This window comes from Nocardioides salarius (assembly GCF_016907435.1).
In the GTDB taxonomy this organism is placed as follows: Bacteria; Actinomycetota; Actinomycetes; order Propionibacteriales; family Nocardioidaceae; genus Nocardioides; species Nocardioides salarius.
Genome location: NZ_JAFBBZ010000001.1, coordinates 2,890,358 through 2,908,938 on the forward strand (window position 1 = coordinate 2,890,358; position 18,581 = coordinate 2,908,938).

Sequence of the window (18,581 nt, forward strand, 5' to 3'; positions counted from 1 at the left end):
TTCAACTCTAGAGAGAAAACCTCAACAAGTTGTTTCACTATGAAGGAGGAGACATGGCGACGACAGCAGACACCAGCACCCAGGCCGTGGACGGCTCGCGCAACGACGAGGTGGTCGACTGGACCGACCTCGGCCGCCGGATGTGGACGTTCCTGACCGGTCGCGAGGCGGCCATCCACTACGCGTTCGAGGACATCACCGTCGAGGTCCCCCGCGACACCGGGGCCCGCGCCCCCCGCGCCACCTGGAAGGTCGACGGGCGCCTGACCATCACCACCACCGACCGGGGCGAGCCCACGGCGCCCGCCGAAGGACGGTAGGGCCCGTGGCCACCCAGGTCTCCGCCGACCTGCACTTCAGCCTGGGTCGTGAGGGCAGGGACGACCTGCACGGCCACCTCACCGGCGCCGGCAGCCGGCTCACCCTCGACGTCGACGACCCCGGCGCGTTCGCCGGGGCCGGCGACGCCCCGCTCATCCGTCGCGTCGCCGGCGAGCTGGCCGCGCGCGACATCGTGCTGCGGGTCGTGCGGGGCGAGACGCACCTGGTCACCCTCGGTGCGGTGCGGGCCCCCTGGTGGCAGCGCCGGGTGACCCGCTCGCGCCACATCCGGCTGGGCAGCCTCAAGGGCGCCTGGACCTCGGCCCGCTCGCGCGCGGCCGGTCGCGGCCCCGTGCTGCCCGGCCTCGAGCTGAGCCCGCCCGCCACCTTGTGGCCCCCGTTCCCCACGATGCACCCGCAGGCCCGGCGCCGCGTCAGCACCACCCACGACCCCGCCGGCGGCGGCAGCCCCCGCCTGGTGCTGGTGCGCGAGCAGGTCTGGGCCGGCGAGCGCCAGCCGGTGTTCTGGCTCGAGGAGACGCAGACGATCGGCTCCGACGAGTCGTGCGACATCGTGCTCCCCGGCCTCGAGCCGGTGCACGCCCGCGTCGTGCGCGACGAGCGCGACGAGTTCTGCGTCCACGCGGTCGCCGGCCTCAGCCGCGTGCACGGCGCCCCGGTCACCGAGCCGGTGCTGCTGCGCACCGGGAGCCGCCTCGACCTCGGCGAGCACCACCTCGTCTACTCCCGTGAGGAGTTCGCCGACCACGGCCGGCCGCACGGCGGGCGCGTCGGCGGCGAGCTGGGCCACCAGGTGCCGCAGCCGCCACGCTCGCCGGCTCGCGCAGGGCTGGGCGAGAGCGCCTGAGCCGCCCCGGAGGTATGGGGGGCGGGCCGTCACTGCCCGGCCGGGCGCCCCGTGCCGAAGAGCAGCTGGGGACGCTCCGGCAGCGCGAACTCGGTGCCCACCGACTCGCAGCGGCGCTCGCCCAGGGTGCAGGCGACCACGACGGTGCGTCCCGAGGGCCCCAGCGCGCTGCCCCTCGCGCTGGCCGCGCCGTAGAACGTGCGGTCGTCGACCCAGCCGCCCATGTAGAAGAACCGGTCGCCGGTCTCGACCTCGTGCGCGGTGCCGTCGACGGCGTCGTACCAGACACCGGTGGTGCGCTCCGCCGCGACGACCGCGTCGCTGCCGGGTGAGAGCCAGCCCTGCGCGGTGGACTGCTCGCGCGGCCGGGCCACCCGCAGCCGGCCGTCGGCGGTCTCGCGCAGCCGCACCGGGGTGCCGCGCTCGCCGGCCAGGGCCAGGGCCCGCTCGGGGCGCACCAGCTCCGGCTCGGAGCCGTCGAGCGGCAGCCGCAGGGTGCCGCCGGCGACCGGATCGGCGGCGTACGCCGCGTCGTCGGCGAAGCCGAGGAAGCCCGTCTCGGCGTCCTCGTAGAGGTCCGCGAGGTCGCCGAGCTCCTCCACCGGCGCCGGCTCGCGCAGCACCTGCTCGCCGGTGCGGGCGTCGAGGACCACCGGCACGGCCAGGTGGGCGCCGAACTGGTCCTGGCGTCCGCGCGCGGCGTCCAGCAGCCCGAGGTGGCGCCCGTCGGCCGAGAGGCTCAGCTCGTCCGTGCCCACCCTCGCCACCCGCTCGGCAGCGCCGCCGTCGCTCCACCACAACGACCCCTCGGCCAGGTAGTGCACGCCCCAGCGGGTCACCACGAACGCGGTGGGGGCCGGGTCGAGCTCCATCGTCACCTCGCCCACGTGCAGGGTCGTCCCGACCGCCCAGGCCGGTGCCCGGTGGTCGTAGCGCGGCGAGCCCACCGGCAGCATGAAGGGTGCCCCCGACTCGTCGTCGGGCTCGCTCGCGTCGTCGCGGCAGGCCCCCAGCCCGCCCAGCCCCAGGAGCACGACGAGGGCGACGCCGACGAGCGCGCGGCGGGGGGGACGGGGCACGGCACCCTGTCTAGTGGGCCGGTGTGGCAGCGAGGTCGACCAGCGGTCACGATTGCGACACGATCACCGGGGCGTCACCCCCGGCGGGCGTGCTCGTTGTCTGGTGGGAACGGTCCGGAGGGGGCCGCAGGAGGGGGAGCCGTGGTCAAGAGGCTGACCCAGGTCGTGCTCGCGGCGCTGCTCGCGGTGGGCCTGGTGCTGGGCACCACCGGTGCGAGCGGCGAGCACCCGGCCGAGAAGGTCGAGGACAACCTCGCCGGCCAGAAGGTGCGGGTCAACCTGCCGCCCACCAACGACCCCAAGGGCGTCGTCGTCTTCTTCCACGGCCAGGGCGGCAACGTCAACGACAAGATGGAGGGCCCCTGGCTCGACGCGCTGCGCCGCGACGGCTGGGTGGTGGCCTCCTCGATGTTCCACCGCGAGGCCTGGGGCAACCCCGCCTCCACCGACGACGCCGACCGGGTCTGGGAGTGGGCCGAGCGCCAGGGCGGCGCCGAGGTGACGATGTACCTCGGCACGTCGATGGGCGGCACCACCTCGCTCAACGCGCTGCTGCACGGCGCCGAGGCGCCGCCGTGCTGGTACGGCGTGAAGGCGGCCGTCGACATGTCCACGATGGGCAACGTGCCCGGCGCCGACGGGTTCATCCGCAAGGCCTACGGCGGCGGGCCCTACCCGCGCGAGCGCAACCCCGTCGACACGGCGTACAGGCTGGCGCAGACGGGCACCACCTTCCGCTTCGTGGCCAGCCCCTACGACCCCTACGTGCCCTACGACGCCAACACCGGTCGGCTCTCGGCGGCGCTGCAGGGTTTCGGCGCCGACGTCTCGGTGCGCACCGTGCAGGGCCCCCACGACGACCCGTCGCACTACAGCGCCTACGACGTGGTGCGCTTCGCCAACGAGTGCGCCGCGGCGCAGGGGGCGAAGGGCTAGATCCAGCGGCTGAACCAGATCCGGTCGAGCCACTGCGAGTGGGTGAGCAGCTCGTTGGTCCAGATCGGCCAGAACCACGCGAAGTTGAGCAGCACCAGCACCACGAACGAGCCCGCCGCCACCACGCCGACCGTGCGGCGGGTGCTGGGCTCGCGGGAGGGGCCGACGATCCTGCCGATCAGCAGGGTCGTGGCCAGCACCATGAACGGCAGCATCGCCGCGGCGTAGAAGAGGAAGATCGGCCGGTCGGCATAGAGCAGCCAGGGCAGCCAGGTCGACAGCGCGCCGACGACCGGCACGCCGTAGCGCCAGTCGCGCGCCCCGATCCACAGCGCGACGGCCGCGAGCAGCGCCAGGCTCGAGCCCCACCACAGCACGGGGGTGCCCAGCAGCAGCACCTGGCGCAGGCAGTCGCTGCCCTCGGGCGCCTCGCAGCCGCGGGTGCCGGGCTGGATGCCGGTGTCGGCGGCGACCCCGACCGGTCGCGAGAGCAGCGGCCAGCCGAGCGGGTTCGACTGGTAGGTGTGCGTCGAGCAGCTGAGGAAGTGGGTGTGGAAGACGTAGACGTCCTGGTGGTAGGCCCACAGCGAGCGCAGCGACTGCACCACCTCGCCGGGGCCCGACGCGTCGGCCTCGTCGGCGGTCGGCCAGCGCGCGCCGGTGTCGGGGTCGCTGGCCACGAACGACTCGTCCTGGCACTCGCCCTCGCCGGCGAACTGGGTGTACTGCGTCGAGGAGAGCGAGCGCTCGTAGTCGCCGGCGTGCACCATCCAGCCGGTCCACGTCGCCACGTAGACGGCGAACGCCACGAGCACCAGGTGGCCGAAGGCCGGCAGCCCGTCGGCCAGCACCGAGCGCAGCACCGGGCGTCGTACGCCGAAGGAGCGGCGCGCGCCGGCGCTCCAGAGCCAGACCAGCACGCCGAAGGCCGCCAGCGGGTAGAGCGCGGTCCACTTGGTGCCGATGGCCAGGCCCCAGCACACGCCGCTGGTCAGCAGCCAGGGACGCCACAGCAGGCCGCGCACCGGCCCCCAGGAGGCGGGGTCGGTCACGGCGGTGGTCTGCAGCCGCGCCATCCGGGCGCGGTACCAGTCGCGGTCGGCGACCAGGCAGGCCACCGCGCAGAGCACGAAGAAGGCCAGGAAGATGTCGAGCAGGGCGAGGCGCGAGAGCACGAAGTGCAGCCCGTCGAGCATCAGCAGCAGGCCGGCGACCAGGCCGAGGCCGGTCGAGCCGGTCAGGCGGCGGCCCAGGCGCGCCATCACCACGACCATCAGCGCCCCGACGACGGCCGAGGAGACCCGCCAGCCGGTGGGGTCCATCCCGACGAGCCGCTCGCCGAGTCCGATCAGCCACTTGCCGACCTCGGGGTGCACGATCATCGACGGGTCGTCCTGCCACAGCCCGCGCACGGTGCCGTCGAGGATCTGCTGGTCGGCGCCCTCCACGTAGCCGCGCACGTAGCCGTTGTTGACCAGCGACCACGCGTCCTTGGCGTAGTAGGTCTCGTCGAACTGGAACTCCGAGGGCGTGCCCAGGCGCCACAGCCGCAGGAACAGCGCGACCAGGCCGAGCCCGACGGCGGCGCTCCAGCCCACGAACGGGTCCTCGACCCGCAGCCGGCCGCGCGCGCCGGCTCGCGCCTGGGCCGAGGGGACGGCCCGCCCGTCGGCGGTGCGCGAGAGCTGCACCCGCTCGTCCCCGTCGGTCAGGGCCTGCTCGGGGGCGTCGGTGCTCACGACGCCGAACTCTACGGTCGCCCCGTCGACCCGGCCCGAATCACCCGCCGACCCGTCCCAGATCTCGCGCCGACCCGGCCCGGATCTCCGGGGGAGGTTCGGGCCGACTCGGCGGGAGGTTTGGGCCGGGTCAGCGAGACATTTGCGCCGGGTCAGCGCAGGCGGCGGGCGGTGAAGGTGGCGGGCGGGGTCGCGATCGCGTCCTGCGCGGCGACCAGCTGGATCTCGCGGGTGCCGGCGGCGATGGTGGCCTCGAGGATGCCGAAGACCGAGGCGGTGGTGCGCTCGAGCGCGGTGCCGGGCGAGCCGGTGCTGCGCAGGTGCGCCAGGTAGAGCGCGGCGGTGACGTCGCCGCAGCCGTTCGGGCTGATCGGCAGCAGGGGAGTGGTGACCGCCCAGGCGCCCGCGTCGGAGACCGCGACGACCTCGAGGTGCTCGGCAGGCACCTCGTCGTGCAGCACGCTGGTGACCAGCACGTCGCGGGGGCCGCGCTCGCGCACGACGTCGACCGCGGCCAGCACCTCGTCGAGCGTGCGGGTCGTGGTGCCGGCCAGGAAGTCGAGCTCGAAGTGGTTGGGGGTGATCACGTCGGCGGCCGGCACGACGGTGTCGCGCATGAACTCGGGGATGCCCGGGCGCACGAACATGCCCCGCCCCACGTCGCCCATCACCGGGTCGCAGCAGTAGACGGCGTCGGGGTTGAGCTCCTTGACGCGCGCCACGGTGTCGAGGACGACGGCCCCCACGGCCGGGTCGCCCTGGTAGCCGGAGAGCACGGCGTCGGCGCTGCCGAGCACCCCGCGGTCGTCGATGCCCGCGATCACCTCGCGCACGTCGGCGGGGTCGAGCAGCGGCCCGCGCCAGGCGCCGTACCCGGTGTGGTTGGAGAAGTGCACGGTCAGCACCGGCCACACCTCGTGGCCCAGTCGCTGGAGGGGGAAGACGGCGGCGGAGTTGCCGACGTGGCCGTAGGCGACCGAGGACTGGATCGACAGGATGCGCACCCGGCCATTGTGGCGAGGTGTCCAGTCCGGCGGTGAACCGGAGCAGAAAACTAGAACAAGTTCCATTCGTGCCCTAGTGTGGGCGCCGACACATTCCGTGGGTATGTGAGGCCGTTCGTCGACTCGCACCGCCCGAGCGCATGGAGGCTCCGATGGCCAAGAAGGCACCCAGCAACGAGGCCGACTACGTCGTGGTCGGCTCCGGGAGCTCCGGCGCGACGATCGCGGGTCGGCTCGCGCAGTCGGGTGCGAGCGTCATCGTGCTCGAGGCCGGCAAGAGCGACGAGCAGTTCCTGACGAGGAAGCCCGGCATGATCGGGCCGATGCACGCGGTGCCGCAGATCAAGCGCACCGTCGACTGGGGCTACTACACGACCCCGCAGAAGCACATCCTCGACCGCACGATGCCGGTGCCGCGGGGCAAGGTGCTCGGCGGCTCCAGCTCGATCAACGGCATGGTCTACGTGCGCGGCAACCGGGCCAACTACGACTCGTGGGCGGCCGAGGGCTGCACCGGCTGGGACGCCGACTCGGTCAACCGCGCCTACCGGCGCATGGAGGACTACGAGGGCGGCGCCGACGAGTTCCGTGGCGAGGGCGGCCCCATCCGGGTCACCTACAACAAGGCGCCGCAGGAGGGGTCGCTGCAGTTCCTCGAGGCCACCGCCGACACCGTCGGCGCCCCGGTCCTCGACGACTACAACGGCGCCTCGCAGGAGGGGGTGGCGCGGATGCAGCAGAACGCCGCCGACGGCCTGCGCTACTCCGCCTCCCGCGGCTACATCCACCACCTCGCGCCGCCGACGCTCGAGGTCCAGTCGCGGGTGCTGGCCACCAGGGTCGTCATCGACAACGGTCGTGCCACCGGCGTGGTGGTGCGCGACAAGGACGGCACCAGCCGCACCGTCCGGGCCGCCAAGGAGGTCATCCTCTCCGCCGGCTTCGTGGGCTCGGCCCAGCTGCTGATGCTCTCGGGCGTGGGCCACGCCCAGCACCTGCGCGACCAGGGCATCGAGGTGGTCGCCGACCTCCCGGTGGGCGACAACCTGCACGACCACCTCTTCCACGCCCTGACCTTCCACGCCACGTCGTCGGCGCTGCGCGGCAGCGCCACCTTCTTCGGCAAGGGCGTGGCCAAGGAGGTCCTGCGACCGGGGTCGACGTTCCTGGCGAACTCCGTCTTCGAGGTGCTGGCCTTCCTGCAGACCTCGCAGGCCACCGGCGGCATCCCCGACCTGCAGCTGCACCTGCTGCCCTGGGCCTACGTCTCGCCCAACCAGGACGCCCCGGTGCGCCACGACGTCGACCAGCGCCCGGCGCTCACGGTGCTGAGCACCCTGATCTACCCCCGCAGCCGCGGGACGCTGCGCCTGGCCTCGGCCGACCCCACCGCGGCGCCGCTGATCGACCCGCAGTACCTCGCCGAGCCCGCCGACCTCGACCTGCTCGTCGAGGGCTCCGAGATCACCCGCGAGATCTTGGCCAACAAGGCCTTCCGCGGCGCGGTGAAGAGCGAGATCCACCCCGGCTCGCACCTGCGCGGCAGCGAGCTGCGCCAGGAGATCCTCAACCGCGCCACGTCGGTCTACCACGGCGTGGGCACCTGCCGGATGGGCGTCGACGAGCTCGCCGTCGTCGACCCCGAGCTGCGGGTGCGCGGGGTCGAGGGCCTGCGGGTCTGCGACGCCTCGATCATGCCGTCGATCACCGGCGGCAACACCAACGCGCCGGCCATCATGATCGGCGAGCGCGGTGCCGACCTCGTGCTGGGCCGGGGCTGAGCGATGAGCCTGCAGCGACCCGCCGTCCTGACCGACGACTTCATGCGTGGCCTGGTGGCCCGGGTGCCCTCGACCTCGGGCGGCACCTGGAAGCTGACCGAGGTCTACACCGGCGAGCACCTCGTCGACCTGCCGCAGTCGACCCCCGCCGACATCGAGCGCGCCTTCGCCACCGCGCGCGAGGCCCAGCGCGCCTGGGCGGCCACCCCGCTGCGCCGCCGGCTGGCGGTCTTCAAGCGGGCCCACGAGATCTTCGTGGTCAACGCGCTGACCACCGCCGACCTCATCCAGGCCGAGAGCGGCAAGAACCGCCGGATGGCCGTCGAGGAGTCCTGCGACCCGCCGATGGTGATGAGCCACTACCTCAAGCGGGCGCCGCGGCTGCTCGCCCCCAAGCGGCACGGCGGCCCGGTGCCGGTGGTCTCGCACTCCACCGAGATCCGCCAGCCCAAGGGTGTCGTCGGCATCATCGCGCCCTGGAACTTCCCCTTCGCCACCGGCATCTCCGACGCGATCCCGGCACTGATGGCCGGCAACGCCGTCGTGCTCAAGCCCGACAACAAGACCGCGCTCTCCCCGCTGCACGGCATCGCGATGCTCGAGCAGGCCGGGCTGCCCGAGGGGCTCTTCCAGGTGGTCTGCGGGGAGGGACCCGACGTCGGGCCCACCCTCATCGACAACGCGTCGTACGTCATGTTCACCGGGAGCACCGCGACCGGGCGCACCATCGGCGAGCGGGCCGGTCGCAACCTGATCGGCGCCTGCCTGGAGCTGGGCGGCAAGAACCCGCAGATCGTGCTCGACGACGTCGACGCCGAGGAGTGGGTGACCAGCACGCTGTTCGGCGTCTTCGGCAACACCGGGCAGATCTGCATGCACATCGAGCGCATCTACCTGCCCGACAGCCGCTACGACGAGCTGAAGCAGAAGTTCGTGCGGGCCGCGGCGGCGCTCGACGTGCGCGCGGCCTACGACTTCGGGCCCGAGGTCGGCTCCCTGGTCTCGGTCGACCAGATGCACCGGGTGCTCTCGCACGTCGAGGACGCGGTGGCCAAGGGCGCGACGGTGCTGACCGGCGGGCGCCCACGCCCCGACCTGGGCCCGGCGTTCTTCGAGCCGACCGTGCTGGAGGGCGTGACCACCGACATGCTCTGCGGGGTCACCGAGACCTTCGGGCCCGTGGTCGCCCTGCACCGCTACCGCAGCGTCGACGAGGCGGTGGCGCTGGCCAACGACACCGACTACGGCCTCAACGCCTCGGTCTGGGGCAGCGACCTGGAGCGCGCCCAGGCCGTCGCGGCGCGCATCGAGTCGGGCAACGTCAACGTCAACGACGCGCTGGCCACGGCGTACGCCTCGAAGTCGACGCCGTCGGGCGGGGTCAAGCAGTCGGGGGTCGGGGCGCGCCACGGCGACCAGGGGCTGCTGAAGTACACCGACGTGCAGAACCTGGCGGTGCTCAAGAAGCAGGTCCTCGGCCCGCGGCCGGGCCAGGACTACGACGCCTACGTCAAGCAGATGCTGAGCGGGCTGCGGATGATGCGGCGCACGCGACTGCGCTGAGCGGCTGCCGGTCCGGGCCGGGTCGACGCGAGATCCAGGCCGGGTCGGCGCGAAGTCTGGGCCGGGTCAGGGTGAGATCTGGGCCGGGTCGGCCGGGAGGGTCCAGTCGACCGGAGCGCCGCCCTGCTCGACCAGCAGCCGGTCGACCTGGGAGAAGGGCCGCGAGCCGAGGAAGCCCTGGTGCGCCGACAGGGGCGAGGGGTGCGCCGACGAGACGACCGGCACCGACCCGAGGTGGCGGCGCAGCCCGCCCGCCTTGGCCCCCCACAGCAGCGCGACGAGCGGACCACCGCGCGCCGCCAGCGCCCGCACCGCCTGGTCGGTGACCTGCTCCCAGCCCAGGCCGCGGTGCGAGTCGGAGACGCCCGCGCCGACGCTGAGCACCCGGTTGAGCAGCATCACCCCGGCGTCGGCCCAGGCGGTCAGGTCGCCGTGGACCGGGGCCCGGTCGCCGAGGTCGTCCTCGAGCTCGCGATAGATGTTCGCCAGGCTGCGCGGCACCGGACGGACCGCCGCGTCGACCGAGAAGGACAGACCCACGGGGTGCCCGGGCGTCGGGTAGGGGTCCTGGCCCACCAGCAGCACCCGCACCTGGCCCAGCGGGCGCTCGAAGGCCCGGAAGAGCCGGTCCTCGTCGGGCAGCCAGGCCCGTCCGGCGGCGCTCTCGGCGCGCAGGACCTCCTGCACCTGCTCGACCTGCCGGGCCACCGGCTCCAGGGCCTGCGCCCAGTCGGGAGCCATCCGGCCCTGGTCCACCAGCCTCGTCAACGCACTCATGACGCCGACGCTACGTCGTGGGACCGCGGCCTACACTGCGCCGCATGGCAGCGGGACGAGCACGGGAGCAGCGCGCGGAGCCCGCGGAGGGGACCGATCCGGCCCTGGGGGCGGTACGCCGCGTGCCCACGCAGGCGCGCAGCCGCCAGCGGGTCGGGGCGATCCTCGACGCTGCCGAGGCGCTGGTGCTCGAGCACGGGGTCGAGGCACTGACGACGCGGGCGATCGCCCAGCGCGCGGGCGTGCCCGTCGCCTCGCTCTACCAGTACTTCGGTGACAAGGAGGCCGTGCTGCTCGCGCTGGCCGGGCGCGACATGGCGGAGATGGACGAGCAGGTCGCCGCCGACCTGGCCGCGCTCGAGGAGCTCAGCGTGGCCACGGTGGTGCGCACGGCCATGGCGGCCTTCGTGACCGTCTACCGGCGCCGGGCCGCCTTCGTCGAGATCTACCTGCGCGGTCGCGGCAACGCCGCCGTCGCCCGCTTCGGGCGCGCCCACAACATCCGGATCGCCGCGACGCTGCGCGGCTTCGCGCTCGAGCACGGGCTGTGCCGTGACGACCTCAGCCCCGCGGCCGCCGAGCTGGCCGTCGAGGTCGGCGACCGGGTCTTCCAGCTCGCCCACGAGCACGACGCCGACGGCGACGCGCTGCTGGTCGAGGAGGGCGTGCTGATGATGACCGCCTACCTCGAGCGCTACGCCACGACCGCCGGGCTCGAGGGGGTCAGGACGACGGTCGGCTGAGCCGGTCGAGGAAGGCGATCATCAGCGCCTCGCGCATCTCGGGGGTGGCCAGGTCGAGCATCGCGTTGACCTCGGCCATCCGCTCGGGCAGCGCGATCGCGCCGCCGGCCCCGCCGTCGCCACCGTCACCGGCGAGCCCGGCGGCGACCAGCAGCGCGTCGAGGTCGGCGTCGCCCAGACCGGCCGGGTCCAGGGCGGCGATCACCGCGGCCACCTCGGGGTCCACGCGCACCGGCCCGAAGGCGCGCGCGGCCGCCACCGAGGCGGCCAGGGCCGCGACGAGCTCGTCGACGTGGGCCAGGGTCGCGGCCGAGAACGACAGGTGGATCGTCGCGGGCGCCCCGGCGTAGGACAGCTGCGGCTGCACGTGCCAGCCGCGGGCGGCCATCTCGTCGCAGACGGTGAAGGGGTCGAGGTCGTCGTCGGTGCCGAGCACCAGCAGCGTCGCGTCGGGCGGCGCGACCACCCGCAGCCCGGCCAGCCCGGCCACCGCGGCCACGACCCGGTCGGTCGCCTCCAGGGCCTGCGCGGTCAGCTGCTCGTAGCCCGCGTCTCCGAGCAGCTGCACCACGCTCCACGCACCCGCCAGCGGCCCGCCCGACTTCGTCGACTGCAGCGTCGAGTTCAGCATCGTGTAGCCCGGCCAGCGGGCCGAGGAGAACAGCTGGGGGCGCCGGTGCGCGCTGGTGCGGTGCAGCAGCAGGGAGGTGCCCTTGGGGGCGTAGCCGTACTTGTGCAGGTCGACCGAGACCGAGGTGACGCCCTCGACCGCGAACGACCAGGGCGGCACCTCGCGCCCCAGCCGCGCGGCGTACCCCAGGACCCAGCCGCCGATGCAGGCGTCGACGTGGCAGCGCACCCCGCGGGCCGCGGCGGCGGCCGCCACGGCCGGCACCGGGTCGACGACGCCGTGCGCGTACGACGGCGCGCTGGTCACCACGAGCACCGTGCGCTCGTCGATGGCCGCGGCCATCGCCGCGGGGTCGGCGCGGTGGTCGTCGCCGGTGGGCACCACGACCATCTCGACGCCGAAGTAGTGCGCGGCCTTGTGGAAGGCCGGGTGGGCGGTGTCGGGCAGCACCATCCGGGGCCCGGCCACGTCGGGGCGGGAGTCGCGGGCGGACTGCACGGCCAGCAGGCACGACTCGGTGCCGCCGGAGGTGACCGTGCCCACCGCGCCGTCGGGCGCGTCGAGCAGCCGCAGCCCGGCGGCGACCAGGTCGTTCTCCATCTGCAGCAGGCTGGGGAACGCGGTCGGGTCGAGCCCGTTGGACCCGGCGAAGGCGGCCACCGCCTCGCGCGCCACCCGGTCGACCTCGTCGAGGCCGGAGTCGTAGACGTAGGCGAGGGTGCGTCCGCTGTGCACCGGGAGGTCCTGGGACTGCAGGTGCGCCAGCCGCTCGCGGACCTCCGCGGGGGTGCTGGGGGGAGTGCTCGTCGTCGTGCGGGTCACGCGTCCACGTCCTTCGCCTCGATGCGGTACCGGACCAGCCAGACCAGGCTGGCCAGGGTCAGTGCGGCCGGGAGCAGCGAGAAGCCCCAGGTGATGGCCGAGAGGGCCGAGTCGGGCTGCACCACGCCACCGCCCTGGCTGGAGACGTAGCCGCCCAGGGCCAGCACCACCGCGAAGGCGGCCGGGCCCAGCGCCAGCCCGAGGGTCTCGCCGGCCGTCCAGACGCCGGTGTAGACGCCGGCGCGGTTGCTGCCCGTGCGCCGCGCGTCGACCGCCGCCGCGTCGGGCAGCATGGCCAGCGGGAAGACCTGGCAGCCGGCGTAGCCCACCCCGACGAGCGCGACCGCGGCGAAGACCAGCCCCGGCGGCGCGACCCGCGCGGTCGAGGCGAGCAGGGCGCCGCAGGCCAGCACCACGGAGGCGGCCAGGTAGCCGTGCTTCTTGCCGACCCGCGCGCCCAGCCACGACCAGGCGGGGGTCAGCACCAGCGCCGGGCCCACGAAGCAGACGAAGAGGACCGTGGCCGCGCCGTCGCGGCCGAGCACCTCGCCGGCCAGGTAGTCGACCCCGGCGAGCATGCAGCCGGTGGCCAGCGCCTGCAGCACGAAGGTGGTCAGCAGCAGCCGGAAGTCACGAGCCGCCGCCACCACGCGCAGCTGCTCGCGCAGCCCTCCCGGGCTCGGCTCGAGCACCGCGGTCGGTGCGCCCCGGGTGCCCCGGTAGGCCGCCAGCGCGCCGGTGGCGATGATCACCGCCATCACCACGCCCATCACCCGGTAGCCGTCGCGCCCGCCGACCAGGTCGCGGATCAGGGGCGCGCTCGCGCCGGCGACCATGATGGTCAGCGCCAGGATCGCCACCCGCCAGGTCATCAGCCGGGTCCGCTCGTCGTACGACGACGTCAGCTCGGCGGGCATCGCGACGTAGGGCACCTGGAAGAACGCGTACGCCGTCGCCGCGGCCAGGAAGCAGACCAGCACCCAGCCGGTCTCGACCACGCGCGAGTCGACGTCGGGGCCGGCGAAGACCAGCGCGAAGGTGGCCGCCAGGGCCAGCCCGGCCCGCAGCAGCCACGGCCGGCGCGGGCCGCGGGGGTCGCGGGTGCGGTCGCTGATGCGGCCCGCGACCGGGTTCAGCACGACGTCCCAGGCCTTGGGCGCGAAGACCACGAAGCCGGCGACCAGGGCGGCGACGCCCAGCTCGTCGGTCAGGTAGGGCAGCAGCATCAGCCCCGGCACGGTGCCGAAGGCGCCGGTGGCCACCGAGCCCGCGCCGTAGCCGAGGCGGACCCGGGTGGGCAGGCGCGTGGGGCTGGTGGCCGTCGACATGCGCCGCACGCTAGCGGCCCGCGGGCCCTCGCGGAGGTCGTTCAGCGCGACAGCGAGCGCGAGCCCCCCGACCCGTAGCGGCGCTGCGGGTTGGCGCCGATCGACTCCCTGGTGGCGGCCGTCCGCCTGGCCGGTGCCTTCCTGGCAGCTGTCTTCTTCGCCGGGGCCTTCTTCGCCGGGGCCTTCTTCGCCGGCGTCACCGTCGGCTCCGCGTCCGGGGTGGACCACTCGGCCACCCACGCGTCGAGCACCCGCCAGGTGGTCTCGCGGGCCGCGCGACCGGTGAGCATGCCGAGGTGGCCGCCGGGCACGATCTCGAAGCGGACGTCGGGCGAGCCGGCGAGCAGCGGCACCAGCGCCTTGACCGCGGGCACCGGGGCGATGCCGTCGGTCGAGCCGCCGAAGACCAGCACCGGCACGTCGATGCGACCCAGGTCGATGGTGCGGTCGTCGAGCTCGAAGGTGCCCGTGCGCAGCACGTTGCCCTTGAGGAAGCGGTGGTAGAGCTGCCCGAAGGTGCGGCCGGGGTAGGCGATCATGCCGGCGGTGAACCGGTCGACGGCCTCGATCTGGGCCAGGAAGTCGGCGTCGTCGAGGTGGGTGGCCAGGGCGAGCGGCTTGGTGACGAGCTTCTGGAACGAGGAGAGCTGGAAGGCCCACTTCACCAGCGGCTTCGGCGCTCCGCCCATCGCCTGGTAGGCCCGGGTGACGGCGCCGCGACCGGCCGTGGGGTTGAGCTGGAGCAGCGGGCGCAGCGGCGCCACGATCGGCACCAGCGAGGTGTCGACCGGGGAGCCCAGCACCGTGACCGAGGCGATCGGCAGGTCGGGGGAGTCTGCGGCGGTGAGCATCGTGAAGATGCCGCCCAGGCTCCAGCCGACGACGTGCACCGGCCGCCCGCCGGCGTGGGCCGAGGTCTCACGGATGGCGGAGGGGACCACCTCGTCGACCCAGTGCTCGAGCCCGAGGTTGCGGTTGCGGAAGGACACCTCGCCGTACTCCACGAGGTAGGTGGGCCGGCCCCCGGTCACGAAGTGCTGCACCAGCGAGCACCCGCGGCGCAGGTCGTAGCAGGTCGAGGGGGCCGCCAGCGGGGTCACCAGCAGCACCGGGTCGCCGACCTGCTTGGTCGTGGCCGCCGGCCGGTAGTGGTAGACCTCGCGCAGCTCGCCGTCGTCGATCAGCGTGCGCGGCATCGGGCGCAGGTCGGCGATGCCGCCGTACAGCACCTTGTGCGCCACGTTGCTGGCCGCCGACACCACCTGGTCGGGCTTGGGGATCAGGTCCACGATCCACCTCCTGCCCCGCAAACTACCCCGGCACCCGTGAGTTACGGGTGGGCCGCGCCACCCCTGTCCACCATCGTCGGCGGGGGCCGGAGGACGGGTCAGGAGCGGCGGGCCGGGCGGACCGCCTTGCCGTGGGTGCCGACGTCGGAGAGCTCGGTCATGAACGAGTCGGCCCACGCGGCCACGTCGTGCTGGGTCACGGTGCGCCGCATCGCCCTCATCCGGCGCGTGGTCTCCTTCGACTCCGCCCGGTAGGCCTCGAGCAGCGCGCTCTTCATGCCGTTGATGTCGTAGGGGTTGACCAGCCAGGCCTGGCGCAGCTCGTCGGCGGCGCCGGCGAACTCCGAGAGCACCAGCGCGCCGTCGTCGTTGAATCGGCAGGCGACGTACTCCTTGGCGACCAGGTTCATGCCGTCGCGGTAGGGCGTGACGACCATGACGTCGGCGGCGCGGTAGAGCGCCGCCATCTCCTCGCGCGGGTAGGAGGAGTGCAGGTAGGAGATGGCCGGGCGGCCGATGCGGCCCAGGTCGCCGTTGATGCGCCCCACGAGCCGGTCGATCTCGTCGCGCAGGATGCGGTACTGCTCGACCTGCTCGCGGCTGGGCACCGCGACCTGCACGAAGACGGCGTCCTCGACGTCGAAGTGGCCGTCGTCGATGAGCTCGCTGAAGGCGCGCAGCCGCGCGAAGATGCCCTTGGTGTAGTCGAGGCGGTCGATGCCCAGGAAGATCTTGCGCGGGTTGCCCAGCGCCTCTCGGATCTCCCTCGAGCGCTCGGCGACCGGCTCCGAGCGCGCCATCTCCTCGAAGCCGGCGGCGTCGATCGAGATCGGGAACGGCCGCGCCCGCACGGTGCGCCCGTCGGGCAGGTAGACCAGGTCGCGGTGGGTCTTGTGGCCGACCCGCTGGCGCACCAGCCGCACGAAGTTCTGCGCGCCACCGGGCATCTGGAAGCCGACCAGGTCGGCGCCGAGCAGGCCCTCGAGGATCTGCCGGCGCCAGGGCAGCTGCTGGAAGAGCTCGCCGGGCGGGAAGGGGATGTGCAGGTAGAAGCCGATGCGCAGGTCGGGGCGCAGGTCGCGCAGCATCTGCGGCACCAGCTGCAGCTGGTAGTCGTGCACCCACACCGTCGCGCCCTCGTTGGCCAGCGACGCGGCCTTCTCCGCGAAGCGCTGGTTGACCGAGACGTAGGAGTCCCACCACTCCCGGTGGAACTCCGGCTTGGCGACCAGGTCGTGGTAGAGCGGCCACAGGGTGCCGTTGGAGAAGCCTTCGTAGAACCCCTCGATGTCGGCCTGGCTCATCGTCATCGGCACCAGCTCGAGCCCGTCGTGCTCGAACGGCTCGAGGTCCTGGTCGGTGCCGCCGGGCCAGCCGATCCACACGCCGTGGTTGGCGCGCATCACCGGCTCGATGGCCGTCACCAGGCCGCCGGGGGAGGTGCGCCACCCCTTGGAGCCGTCGGGCAGCGCCACGCGGTCCACGGGCAGGCGGTTGGCGACGATCACGAGGTCGTAGGACGCGGGGGAGGGCACGGCCCGACCCTAGTCACCCGTGCCAGCCCCGCGCGTCGTCCGGTGGGGTGGTGGTGAGGTGTCGGGCCGGCCCCACCCGGGTTGTCGGGCTGGCAGGATCGTGACCGGCGCCCGAGCAGGGTTGCCTGGAGACCATGACCACCCAGACCACCAGCGAGATCCCGAGCCCGCCACCCATGTCGTACGACGCCCCCGCACCGCCGGCCCGGCCCGGACCCGGGCGGCGGCTGCTCCTGGACTCGGCGTACGCGCTGAGCGGCTTCTTCGTGGCGCTGCCGGCCTTCGTGCTCGCAGTCGTGCTGCTCTCCGCCGGCCTGGGCCTCGTGCTCGTCGTCGGCGGAGTGCTGCTGCTGAGCCTGGCGACCCAGGTCGCGCGCGGCGTGGCGCACCTGGAGCGCCACCGGCTGCGCACCCTGCAGCGGCGCCCGGCCCCCGCGCCGGTGCACCTGGCGCCGCCCCCGTCGGCCGGCTTCTGGCGGCGGATGCTCACGCCGCTGCGCGACCCGCAGTCGTGGCTCGACGTGGCCTGGTCGCTGGTCGGGCTGGTCACCGGCACGCTCGCCTTCGCCGTGACGATCGCCTGGTGGGGGGTCGCCCTGGGCGGGCTGACCTACTGGGCCTGGCAGGGGTTCCTCCCCGACTCCGACGACGACCAGGGGCTGGCCGAGCTCCTGGGGCTGGGCGAGGGCAGGCTCGCCGAGAGCCTGCTCCAGCTGGTGCTGGGCGTGGTGGCGCTGCTCACCCTGCCGCTGGTGGTGCGGCTGGTAGCGCTGGTGCACGGCGGCACGGCCGCGCTGCTGCTCTGCGGCCGCGCCGAGCTGCAGTCGCAGGTGCGCCGGGTCGAGGGTGGTCGCGACGCCGCTCGGAAGGCCGAGGCCCAGGCGCTGCGCCGGCTCGAGCGCGACATCCACGACGGCCCGCAGCAGCGCCTGGTGCGGCTCGGCATGGACCTGGCGCGGGCCCGTCGCCAGCTGGAGCGCGATCCCGACCGGGTGCCCGAGATCCTCGACGGCGCGCTGGTGCAGGCCCGCGAGGCCGTGGGGGAGCTGCGCTCGCTCTCGCGCGGCATCGCCCCGCCGCTGCTGGTCGACCGCGGGCTGGCGGCCGCGCTGGCCGAGCTGGTCGAGCTCAGCGGCGTGCCGGTCGCGGCCGACGTGCGGCTGCCCGGCGACCTGGCCCTGGCCCCGCACGTCGAGACCGCGGTCTACTTCGTGTGCGCCGAGGCGCTGACCAACGTCAACAAGCACAGCGGCGCCGCCCGGGCGCGGCTGCTGGTGCACGCCGACGACGAGGCGGTGGAGGTGCTGGTGCACGACGACGGGACCGGCGGGGCCCACGTGTCCAAGGGCCTGGGCCTGGCCGGCCTGCAGCAGCGGCTGGCCGGGGTCGACGGCGAGCTGGCGGTGCGCTCGCCGGTGGGCGGCCCGACCGAGGTGCGCGCCCGCGTGCCCCGGGGGCGGCCCGCGGCGGGGGAGGCCGGCCCGTGAGGATCGTGCTGGCCGACGACTCGCTGCTGCTGCGCCAGGGCATGCAGCTGCTGCTGGCCGAGGAGGGCCACGAGGTCGTCGCCGCGGTGGGCGACGGTCCCGCGTTCGTCGCGGCGCTGCTCGAGCACCGGCCCGACCTCGGGGTGGTCGACGTGCGGATGCCGCCGACCCACACCGACGAGGGCCTGCGTGCCGCGGTGCAGGCACGTCGCTCCTGGCCCGGGGCGCGGGTGCTGGTGCTCTCCCAGTACGTCGAGGTCTCCTACGCCGACGAGCTGCTCGGCCCGGGCGAGGAGGGGGTGGGCTACCTGCTCAAGGACCGGGTCAGCGACCTCGACGACTTCCTGGCCGCGCTGGCCACGGTGGCCACCGGCGGCACCGTGCTCGACCCGATGGTCGTGCGCCAGCTGATGGGCCGGCGGCGCGACCCGCTGGCCGGGCTCACCGTCCGCGAGCGCGAGGTGCTGGCGCTCATGGCCGAGGGCCGGTCCAACGCCTCGGTGGCGGCCGCGCTCGTGGTCAGCCTGGGCGCGGTCGAGAAGCACACGCAGCGGATCTTCGCCAAGCTCGGCCTGCACGCCGACGAGGCCGCCCACCGGCGGGTGCAGGCGGTCGTGCGCTACCTGCAGGCCGGCTGAGCGGGCCGCCCGCAAGCCGCCCGCAAGCCGCCCGCAAGCA

The 18,581-nt window shown here is 74.1% G+C and carries 16 protein-coding genes; 8 read left to right on the forward strand and 8 right to left on the reverse strand.

Annotation, left to right across the window (positions count from 1 at the left end):
* Positions 1 to 53: 53 nt before the first annotated feature.
* Both JOE61_RS13920 and JOE61_RS13925 read left to right on the forward strand, forming a co-directional pair.
* The gene (locus JOE61_RS13920; protein WP_193668563.1) at positions 54 to 320 is read left to right on the forward strand and encodes a hypothetical protein; all 267 of its coding nucleotides are present in this window, start codon (positions 54 to 56) and stop codon (positions 318 to 320) included.
* Between the two features lie 5 nt (positions 321 to 325).
* Positions 326 to 1,189 carry an FHA domain-containing protein gene (locus tag JOE61_RS13925; RefSeq protein WP_193668562.1) on the forward strand — a complete coding sequence of 288 codons (864 nt, stop codon included), beginning with the start codon at positions 326 to 328 and terminating at the stop codon, positions 1,187 to 1,189.
* A gap of 29 nt (positions 1,190 to 1,218) precedes the next feature.
* On the opposite strand, the gene JOE61_RS13930 is transcribed toward JOE61_RS13925, so the two are convergent.
* Positions 1,219 to 2,268, reverse strand: coding sequence for a hypothetical protein (locus JOE61_RS13930; protein WP_193668561.1), 1,050 nt, complete (start codon positions 2,266 to 2,268; stop codon positions 1,219 to 1,221).
* 141 nt (positions 2,269 to 2,409) lie between these two features.
* Between JOE61_RS13930 and JOE61_RS13935 the strand changes: the two genes are divergently transcribed.
* Positions 2,410 to 3,204, forward strand: a complete 795-nt coding sequence (locus tag JOE61_RS13935) for an alpha/beta hydrolase (RefSeq protein WP_193668560.1) — start codon at positions 2,410 to 2,412, stop codon at positions 3,202 to 3,204.
* Here JOE61_RS13935 and JOE61_RS13940 read toward each other — a convergent pair.
* Positions 3,201 to 4,943, reverse strand: coding sequence for a dolichyl-phosphate-mannose--protein mannosyltransferase (locus JOE61_RS13940; protein WP_307823019.1), 1,743 nt, complete (start codon positions 4,941 to 4,943; stop codon positions 3,201 to 3,203). The genes JOE61_RS13935 and JOE61_RS13940 overlap by 4 nt on opposite strands.
* 152 nt (positions 4,944 to 5,095) lie before the next feature.
* A complete protein-coding gene (pdxY, locus tag JOE61_RS13945) occupies positions 5,096 to 5,947 on the reverse strand; it encodes a pyridoxal kinase PdxY (RefSeq protein ID WP_193668559.1) in 852 nt (283 codons plus the stop codon).
* Between the two features lie 152 nt (positions 5,948 to 6,099).
* Here pdxY and JOE61_RS13950 point away from each other — a divergent pair, with 152 nt between their 5' ends.
* Together JOE61_RS13950 and JOE61_RS13955 are read left to right on the forward strand one after the other, a co-directional pair.
* Positions 6,100 to 7,728 (forward strand): GMC family oxidoreductase, encoded by a 1,629-nt coding sequence (locus JOE61_RS13950; protein WP_193668558.1) that lies wholly within the window; start codon positions 6,100 to 6,102, stop codon positions 7,726 to 7,728.
* A 3-nt stretch (positions 7,729 to 7,731) separates the two neighbouring features.
* On the forward strand, positions 7,732 to 9,291 hold the full coding sequence (locus JOE61_RS13955; RefSeq protein ID WP_193668557.1) for a succinic semialdehyde dehydrogenase: 1,560 nt from the start codon (positions 7,732 to 7,734) through the stop codon (positions 9,289 to 9,291).
* A 66-nt stretch (positions 9,292 to 9,357) separates the two neighbouring features.
* Here the strand turns inward: JOE61_RS13955 and JOE61_RS13960 are convergent, their stop codons facing one another.
* Complete coding sequence (locus tag JOE61_RS13960; RefSeq protein WP_193668556.1) at positions 9,358 to 10,068, reverse strand: uracil-DNA glycosylase; 711 nt, start codon at positions 10,066 to 10,068, stop codon at positions 9,358 to 9,360.
* A 44-nt stretch (positions 10,069 to 10,112) separates the two neighbouring features.
* On the opposite strand from JOE61_RS13960, the gene JOE61_RS13965 reads away from it, so the two are divergent.
* Positions 10,113 to 10,811, forward strand: coding sequence for a TetR/AcrR family transcriptional regulator (locus JOE61_RS13965; protein WP_193668555.1), 699 nt, complete (start codon positions 10,113 to 10,115; stop codon positions 10,809 to 10,811).
* On the opposite strand, the gene JOE61_RS13970 is transcribed toward JOE61_RS13965, so the two are convergent.
* The 4 genes from JOE61_RS13970 to JOE61_RS13985 all read right to left on the reverse strand — a co-directional run bounded on the left by JOE61_RS13970 (position 10,792) and on the right by JOE61_RS13985 (position 16,416).
* A complete protein-coding gene (locus JOE61_RS13970; protein ID WP_193668554.1) occupies positions 10,792 to 12,264 on the reverse strand; it encodes a pyridoxal phosphate-dependent decarboxylase family protein in 1,473 nt (490 codons plus the stop codon). The two genes, JOE61_RS13965 and JOE61_RS13970, sit on opposite strands and share 20 nt — an antisense overlap.
* Positions 12,261 to 13,592 carry an MFS transporter gene (locus tag JOE61_RS13975; RefSeq protein ID WP_193668553.1) on the reverse strand — a complete coding sequence of 444 codons (1,332 nt, stop codon included), beginning with the start codon at positions 13,590 to 13,592 and terminating at the stop codon, positions 12,261 to 12,263. The genes JOE61_RS13970 and JOE61_RS13975 overlap by 4 nt, the downstream gene beginning before the upstream one ends.
* A 41-nt stretch (positions 13,593 to 13,633) precedes the next feature.
* Positions 13,634 to 14,881, reverse strand: coding sequence for an alpha/beta fold hydrolase (locus tag JOE61_RS13980; RefSeq protein ID WP_307823020.1), 1,248 nt, complete (start codon positions 14,879 to 14,881; stop codon positions 13,634 to 13,636).
* Between the two features lie 98 nt (positions 14,882 to 14,979).
* Entirely contained in the window at positions 14,980 to 16,416 is a 1,437-nt protein-coding gene (locus JOE61_RS13985) for an alpha,alpha-trehalose-phosphate synthase (UDP-forming) (RefSeq protein WP_193668552.1), read from the reverse strand.
* A gap of 134 nt (positions 16,417 to 16,550) precedes the next feature.
* Between JOE61_RS13985 and JOE61_RS13990 the strand changes: the two genes are divergently transcribed.
* Positions 16,551 to 17,903, forward strand: a complete 1,353-nt coding sequence (locus tag JOE61_RS13990) for a sensor histidine kinase (RefSeq protein ID WP_193668551.1) — start codon at positions 16,551 to 16,553, stop codon at positions 17,901 to 17,903.
* Complete coding sequence (locus tag JOE61_RS13995) at positions 17,900 to 18,541, forward strand: response regulator (protein ID WP_193668550.1); 642 nt, start codon at positions 17,900 to 17,902, stop codon at positions 18,539 to 18,541. The genes JOE61_RS13990 and JOE61_RS13995 overlap by 4 nt, the downstream gene beginning before the upstream one ends.
* The last annotated feature ends 40 nt before the right edge of the window (positions 18,542 to 18,581 follow it).